The sequence below is a fragment of the Actinomyces sp. HMSC065F11 genome, assembly GCF_001813085.1.
GTDB lineage: Bacteria > Actinomycetota > Actinomycetes > Actinomycetales > Actinomycetaceae > Gleimia > Gleimia europaea.
The window spans coordinates 474,354-482,104 of record NZ_KV811470.1; the positions used below are offsets into that span (position 1 = coordinate 474,354).

The 7,751-nt window shown below is 54.2% G+C and carries 4 protein-coding genes; 2 read left to right on the top strand and 2 right to left on the bottom strand.

From position 1 onward, the window contains the following. The coding region (locus HMPREF2891_RS04625; protein WP_070664032.1) for a L,D-transpeptidase family protein at positions 1–1,183 on the bottom strand (1,183 nt) is incomplete at its 3' end. Between the two features lie 294 nt (positions 1,184–1,477). Here HMPREF2891_RS04625 and HMPREF2891_RS04630 point away from each other — a divergent pair. Further along, on the top strand, positions 1,478–2,314 hold the full coding sequence (locus HMPREF2891_RS04630) for an ADP-ribosylglycohydrolase family protein (RefSeq protein ID WP_070664033.1): 837 nt from the start codon (positions 1,478–1,480) through the stop codon (positions 2,312–2,314). A 182-nt stretch (positions 2,315–2,496) separates the two neighbouring features. Here HMPREF2891_RS04630 and HMPREF2891_RS04635 read toward each other — a convergent pair whose 3' ends face one another. Continuing rightward, entirely contained in the window at positions 2,497–4,818 is a 2,322-nt protein-coding gene (locus tag HMPREF2891_RS04635; RefSeq protein ID WP_148131720.1) for a Cna B-type domain-containing protein, read from the bottom strand. Positions 4,819–5,242: 424 nt separating this feature from the next. On the opposite strand from HMPREF2891_RS04635, the gene HMPREF2891_RS04640 reads away from it, so the two are divergent. After that, positions 5,243–7,751: Cna B-type domain-containing protein (locus tag HMPREF2891_RS04640; RefSeq protein WP_261666837.1), on the top strand; the 2,509-nt coding region annotated here is incomplete at its 3' end.

Genomic DNA, 7,751 nt, shown 5'->3' on the forward strand with positions numbered 1-7,751 from the left:
CATACTGCAAATACACGTTGAAATGCCCGTCCACCGTGGGCGAGGACGGCTTGCCTGGAACAATTGGAATCGGGCCGCGCACAACCTCAGTACCCTCATAGCACGTCATCTGGGCGGTAGTGAGGTTAATGTCAATCCACTTCTCACCCGGCGCCGCCGGGTAGGGCAGGTTCTCAGCACCCGGAGCAATCTTGCGCTGCTCATAGCTGGGCTGAACCTCGTCGTAATCAAACGACCCACTAAACGGCTTACCCGCCTGCACGGCCTGCACCACCTGGCCGGAAACAGCGTCAAGGTTATTCACCTTCCAGCCTTTCTTGCCTTCCAGCGCGTTAATCAGTACCTTGCCGTTCACATCCACGTTTTGAATGCCGGGCGTGGGATCCTCGTTCGTCTTATCTGCAATCTGTGAAACCCAACTCGCAATCGCTGTCGCGTCAAACGAGGGAGCTAAACCGTTGGTAGCGTCAAAAGAGACCCACTTTGCAATGTCGTCGCGGGTGGCCTCGTATGATTCGATGCCGTCACCAAGCTCCACGGAAGCGTTCACTAACTCATTTGCTTGTCCAGCTGCGGATTCAGCTTGCGCAGTGCTAACTTGTGGTTCGCGCTGCGCCACAGAAATCTGCGCCGAAGCTGAGCCGGTCAGCTCCGTTGCAGCGTCCTCAACTATTTTGCGCACCTGGTCCGCATCAACAGCCATGCCCGCTGCGCCAGGCGCGGCCACAAAATGGTCGCCATTCCAAGAAACGGACGCTTCCTTTGTAGGAGACGACGTGTTCGCGTTCAACGACTCAACAAACTGTGCGAACGCGGGCTCATCCACATTCACAGCAGCTGGAATGTGTCGAGACGACATAAGCCCGCTTGCGCGGCTCCAAATCGAAGCGGAAGGCTCCAACGCTTCCCGTGCTGTTTTAGCCGAATCAACACTAAAACCCGTGTCAGCCAAGGGCACGCTCACGGTTTTTCCCTCAATAGTTAGATCGAGGTTGCGTTCGCTTGCGGCGGCCTCCACCTGCTGCTCGATCTGACTGGACGTCTTACCGCTTACATCAATGCCCGCAACGGTAGTGCGGGGTAGAGCCTTCGCGCTATAGGTTTGGGCAAAGCCGAAAACTCCCGCAAGTGCAAGAACAAGCACTGCGATTAAAGAGATGAAAACTTTTGACACTGTGCGCATAAGGCGATCCTACGATATGCGCATGTATGTTTGTGCTTTAGCCCGCGAAATACAAGGGAACTCACGCCATAAATGGGGCAGAGTGATCGCATCATCGTTTTGCCACGATAAAAAGGGAGGCTTATTTACAAAAATGGCGAATTTTGCAAATAAGAGCGTCTCGAGCGTGGGCTACTTCGCAAAAACTGCATAATTTGCAAAATTGGGTTTAAGTAGATTGCAAAGCAAAAATAGTTGCCGGAGCTGGGTCCACAACGTCTATCCAAGGCAACAATATTTGAACAGGAGCGGAGAATGATCGGTGCGATAGTTGGTGACGTAGTGGGCTCAGTATATGAGTTTAGGCCCGTCGATACTTACGATTTTGAGCTGTTTCCTCAAGCTGCGGACTTCACTGATGACTCCTTGATGACCATCGCGGTTGCCATGGCCATCAAGGACTACCAGACCCTTAATGCGCAAGTCAGATCGGATCAGCACCTGCACGGCCTCCTCGTATCTCACATGCAGACTATGGGACGGAGGTTTCCATACCCGAAAGGCGCATACGGCGGCAGTTTTGGGGTGTGGTTAGAAGAAGAGAATCCAGAGCCGTACAACTCGTGGGGAAATGGTAGCGCAATGCGGGTTTGCGCAGCGGCAGAACTTGCCACCAGCCTTGACGAGGCTTTGTATTTTGCTAAGGCCAGTGCGGAAGTCACGCATAATCATCCCGAAGGGATTAAAGGGGCGCAGGCTGTAGCTGCCGCGATCTACCTAGCGCAAACAGGTAAAACACAGCAGGAGATAGCAGGCTACATTCGCGAAAACTTCTATGACCTCGATTTCACCATCAAACAAATCAAACCCACTTACGGGTTTTACTCATCTTGTCAGGAAACAGTGCCGCAAGCTATCCAGGCGTTCTTGGAATCTGAAAGCTTTGAGCAGGCAATCCGTAACACCATCTGGCTGGGTGGTGATGCCGACACCATGGGGGCCATCACCGGTTCGATCGCCTGGGCGTATTACAAGCACAACGGGGGAGTAGACCCCCAAATGCGATTGATGTCCGATACCGCCCTCGAATACCTGCCCCAAGACCTGCGCGAGTATGTGATTGCCTACGAGGCCGGTCTAGCCGCGCTTTAGGCGAGCTTGCTCCTATTGTGAGCCGTCACGGTACTGCCGAGCCTTGCGCTGTACGGGGCGTAGGACAAAGACTGTGCGAGACATGCGTTAAATGAGTTTGGCCGGCCACTTCACTTGAAGTGACCGGCCAAACTGTTACGGGCTATGCGCTGCCCGGTTTGTTAGGCTGCGCATTTGGTGCGTTATGCCCGGTTGCGCCTTACTAGCACTACGCCGCCGCCAAGCAGGGCGAGTGCGAGGGCAATAGCGGAGCCAATCTCAACACCTGTGCGCGGCATCGGCTCACGCGGCTTCTCGGGCTTGTGCGGGGTAGGCCCTGGCGTTGTTTCTGGAGTAGGCCCCGGTGTTGGTGTTGTCTCGGGGGTTGGCTCTGGAGTGGTCTCCGTCGGCGGGTTCTGCACGTTAGTGATGGTGAAACCATCCTTCGCATCGCCTGAAACCGTAGAGGTGAAGCCATCAACTGAAAGCTCTTCAACCGAGTACTCGATCTCCACCTGTTCGCCGTCAATGGTCTTGGTCTTGGGCAGGTCCTTGAACGTATGCGTCCACTCGTTGTCAGCATTCAGCTCTGCCGGCTGGCCAACGTTGAACTTCTCCTCGCCAACTGCTCCCACCAGCTGTACCTTGACTGCAATCTTAGACGCTTCGTCAAGGTTGTTGCCCTCAGAGTCCTTCCACGCCTTGGAAACTTTTACCTCGGTCGTTTCGGGGGTTCCAAACTCAAGGCCACCGTTTGAGCCAATACCGCCACCACGTGGAGCCTGATTCTTCGTGATGATCAACCTTGCCCAGGACTTCGCGTTGTCCTTCGCGTTCTGATCAGTGATCGTCTTTAGGCCCGCATTGTGAAGCGAGGTTCGGTAATCACTGGTTTCGTCGGATTCCCTCTCCTCACCGTCGAATACCTGCTTCTTACCAGGATTCTCGGCATCGAAACGAGGCTGGTTGTATCCGCCGTCCTTGTAGAGGGTAGGTTCACCGCCACCTAGCATGCGCGAATCGATAAGCATGCGTGCGGAAGTAGAGCCTCCATAGGCGTCATGCGCAACGTCGTCGCCCCAGTGATGATCCGCAGCAGTCTTTAAGGCCTCGTTGTCGAAAACTGCTACGCCGTTCGTTACATGTATCAGCATGCTACCGGTGGGGCAGAGCCAAATACCTCCGCCGACTGCAACAAAATCTCCATTGGTTGTGTTGTTCTCGGTGATGAGGGTGTCCATGAAGTGAGCGGTATACGACTTCGTTGCGACGTAGATGCCGCCACCCTGCTGGTCCGCGCTATTTCCGTCAATCAAACCAGCATTTAGGTTCACTGCGTTCGAGATCACGTTTATGCCGCCGCCGGTGCGAGTGGCCCAATTGTTCAACACGCTACCGCCGTTCATGACGAATCGGGCAGGAGAAATCTTGGTCCACTCTTCAGGCTTGGCCTCGCCAAAGTGCTTCTTGGTCCATCGGCTACCGTCAGAATCGATCTCGTGGTAGGTACGGGGATCGCCGTTAATGTACATATCCATCGCGTTTACGCCGCCGCCGTTTGCCGCCTGGTTGTCCGCGATAGTGCCACCATTCATCGTGACGTCAGCATTTCCGAAAATGTCAATGCCGCCACCGGCAAAGGCTGCTTTACCCCACGAGATTTCGCCGTCGTTGAAAACGAGTGTTGAGCGCGTGTCTGATGTGTCATCACCAGGTTTTACGTTGCTCTCATTCAGCCAGTGGCTCACGTTGATATTGCCGGCCCAGCCCGTGTTTTCAGTCAGCGTGCCGCCGTTGATTGTTAGGTGTGCGCCACTAAAAACGCCGATGCCGCCAGCTTCACCGTATGCGTATGGGCTGTAGTCGGATTGACCCTTAGAAATCTCGCCGCCGTTCATCACCATCGTGGCGCCGTCAGTCAATGCAACGTTCGCCGCACCAAACTGGCCGCCTTTGCGCTGATTATCGGTGATCTTACCGTCGTTTAGAGTGAACTTTGCATCCCTGCCCTTGATGGTAACTGCGCCCTCGCCGCCGCTACTCATCTTGCGCGCACCGGTAATGGTTCCGGCGTTCATCACCAGCTCGCCCTCCACAAGGATTGTGGGGGAGAAGCTGGAGCCCTTCACAACATTTTCGTATTGTGCGCGTGAGTCAATAGTGATGCCCTCACCTTCCGCAGTGCCATCAGAGAGCGTGAGTTTTGCGCCCTTCTCAACCTTCAGTAGGCTGCCGGTGAAGTTGCCGTCATCACGAATGATCTTGCTTTCTGATGACCACGCAGATGCGTCTGCGTCCACTAGCTCAATATCTGCGCCAGCGGGAATGACAATAGTCTTCGTCAGCAGGGTTTCGGTACCGTTACCAATCTCAATCCTGGTCGGAGTTGTTCCCGCCTGCGCGATGAGTTCTTCCAGATGGTCCGGCTCGCAGTACAGAATGCGTCCCTCTTCATAGCACTTCAGAACTTGCCGGTCCGGGGACTCTGGCGCGGCCTCGGCAACCGGAGGAAGGCCAGTGCCCATTACCACTAGAAATACTGTTAGACATGCTGCCCACAAGGCTGGGAGAAACCTGTAGCGCTTTATGCTTTTCACTTTTCCACTTTCTTTAGAGTGCAACAAGAGCCTCGGAAAACGGCCGGGGAACTTATAGGACTAAAGCCATACTGTCAGAGGAATCGCGAAGAAACAAGATGCAACTTTACGTAGACAAATAAGCGCAACGTGAGTCCGCGCAGAGCATGATCGTCGTATACGATTTGGCGTGTCGTGCAGCGTGAAAAGTGGCTGACAACATAAGAGATTTTGTTAACCCAATTTGTTAACCCAAAAGGTTGCGAAGGGCTTGGGAATTGGGTCCTAAATGTGAAAGACTCGAAGTAACGTTGCGCGTAATCTGGCCCGTTGTTTAGCAGACCAGAGGTCGCTCTTGTGAGAGGAGTAAATGATGGGCCGTTGGGTGCGGTCTTTGGGAATTTTGCTGGCCACAGTGCTGGCAACAGTGGGATTGTCTGCGGGAGTAGCTCAGGCATCCGATATTAATTCCTGGGACGACGTTATTGCTGCGGTTAATGGTCTTGGTGACGGAGAGTCAACAGAACTCTCAATCGCATCAGAAATAACTGTGGAGGATGGAGCGCAGCCGCTGGTTGTGCCCGCGGGGAAGCAGGTTACCCTCACGGGTAGTGGAAAGATCAGCGGAAATGGATCCCCACTGTTTACGGTCGAAGAGGGTGGAGCGCTAACCCTATCCGGCCCGACTTTTACCAACGCGCAGTTTAGCGTCGCGGGAGATATGAGTCTTGTGGGCGGCGCGATCCGTGACACTGCGGTAACGGGCCCGGTCATTTTTGTTGACGGAGGAACTCTAACGATCGGTGGAGACGCCGAGTTCTCAGGCAACAACGTTTCAGATGAGTCCGGTGAACTTCGCCCGGCAGGGGTTGAAAAAGAAAACTACTCGCCAATCACGGCCTACAACGGCACTGTTCGAGTAGAGGGTGGAACGGTAAGTGGTAACAACGGTTTGCGTTACGGCGGCGCGATTGGCCTATGGTCGCGTGACGGCGGACAGCCAACTTTCGAGATGGCGGATGGAACGTTAACCGGAAATGTTGTCAGCCACCCCAAATACAATGGCCGAGGCGGTGCAGTTTACGGTGAGGGAGCCTCAGTGAATATCACTGGAGGCACCTTGAACGAGAACACCACGGAACACGGAGCGGCACTGGCCTTTGTCAATAGTGACGTTTCGCTATCAGGCGGCGTTGCTGTTCAAGGCAACGACAATGGGGATTATAAAGGTGTTGGCGGCGGCCTGTATCAAAGTGGAGGCACGCTCAACATCAGCGGCGCAACGTTTACCGAGAACGCATCCACTGGTTCCGGCGGTGCGATCTACACAGAGGGTGATGCAAAGGTAGATATTGCCGGCGCCGAGATAACTTCTAACCGCGCTGCCAGGTCTGGTGGAGGCATCTCCTTCGGTGGGACCACAAAAGCCGTGATCCACGCCGCAGTTTTGAGCGACAACACCTCGCAAGGCTTCTGGGGTGGCGGAGCAATGTACAGCGACACCAAAGCCGAGGTGACGATTTACAACGGTCTTATTCGTGACAACGTCATTGAGCCCGGTTTTCTAATTCAAGCCGGCAATCACCCTGTGAGTGCTCAGGGCGGCGGTGTGTGGAACTGTCCCACGGGTTCAACCGTTATGCACGTAACACGTGGCGTGGCGATTTTTGACAATGTGGCACCCAATGTTTTCAAGGGGCAAAACGCCGGTGCCGGCGATGATTTCGCCAGCATTATCAAGCACGTATTTGATGAGCCAAAGGAAGGCAAACCGGTCGTTGTCACCGAACGCATGCTTGGTGGAAGTCCTCGCGCTTGGTACCAGGACGGTTCGATTTACGGCATTCACGGTAACTGGTCTGCTGAGGGAAAGGTTCCGCGCTACTCCGCCGATGGAGAGAACACGCCAATCGAACCAAATGTGACGGTCTCAAACAACATTGCCTTCAAATCTGTTCCAACTAAGGATGCTAAGGCGATTGCAGAGACTCTCGCGACTGTGAAGATCACCAATAACGTGGCCACCGGCACTGGTATTTCCGGAGCTGGCATCGCGAACAACGGTACTTTAACCTTCGGCGATCCTGATCCGTGGAAACTGAAGTTGGTTAAGAAGTGGGCTAATGATGATCCAGCGGATCGCCCCGAGAGCATTTTGGTGGACGTGAAACTTGGTGACAAGACACTGGAGACCATCGAGCTCACAGAAGAAAACGGTTGGAAGGCTGAACGAACCAACTATCCCGATCCAAGCACCCTCATTGATGCAGCGACAGGCGAGAAGATCCAGCTGACCTTCGTCGAGCACGAGGTCGATGGCTACATGTCTCACGGCGCAGTGACAAAGGAAAACGAGGAAGATAAGACCATCGAGGTCGAGATCGTTAACGAACCTCCCACGTCGATTGATGTTGAAAAACAGTGGTCGGGTGATGCGGAGGCTGACCGTCCTGACTCTGTGACTATCAAGCTGTTGGCTGATGATAAGGAGACGGATAAGTCTTTGGAGCTGACCGCTGAGAACGAGTGGAAGGGCACCTTCAAGGACCTGCCGAAGTATGTGACGGTTGATGGTGAAAAGACTGAGATCGTTTACACGGTTGTTGAGGTAGAAGTTCCGGGCTACACCTCCTCTATTAGCGGAAGCGCAGCCGACGGGTTCGTGGTCACCAACACCAAGGAAGCTCCGCCCGTTACCTCGGTACCTGTGGAGAAGAAGTGGTCTGGTGATGTGGAGGCTGACCGTCCTGACTCTGTAACCATCAAGCTGTTGGCCGATGGCAAGGACACGGATAAGTCTTTGGAGCTGACCGCTGAGAACGGCTGGAAGGCAACCTTCAAGGACCTACCGAAGTATGTAACGGTTGATGGTGAAAAGACTC

Bases quoted from the DNA above. Each gene is read 5' to 3' on its own strand.
- HMPREF2891_RS04630 (WP_070664033.1), top strand. From the start codon at position 1,478: ATGATCGGTGCGATAGTTGGTGACGTAGTGGGCTCAGTATATGAGTTT.
- HMPREF2891_RS04635 (WP_148131720.1), bottom strand. From the start codon at position 4,818: ATGGGCACTGGCCTTCCTCCGGTTGCCGAGGCCGCGCCAGAGTCCCCG.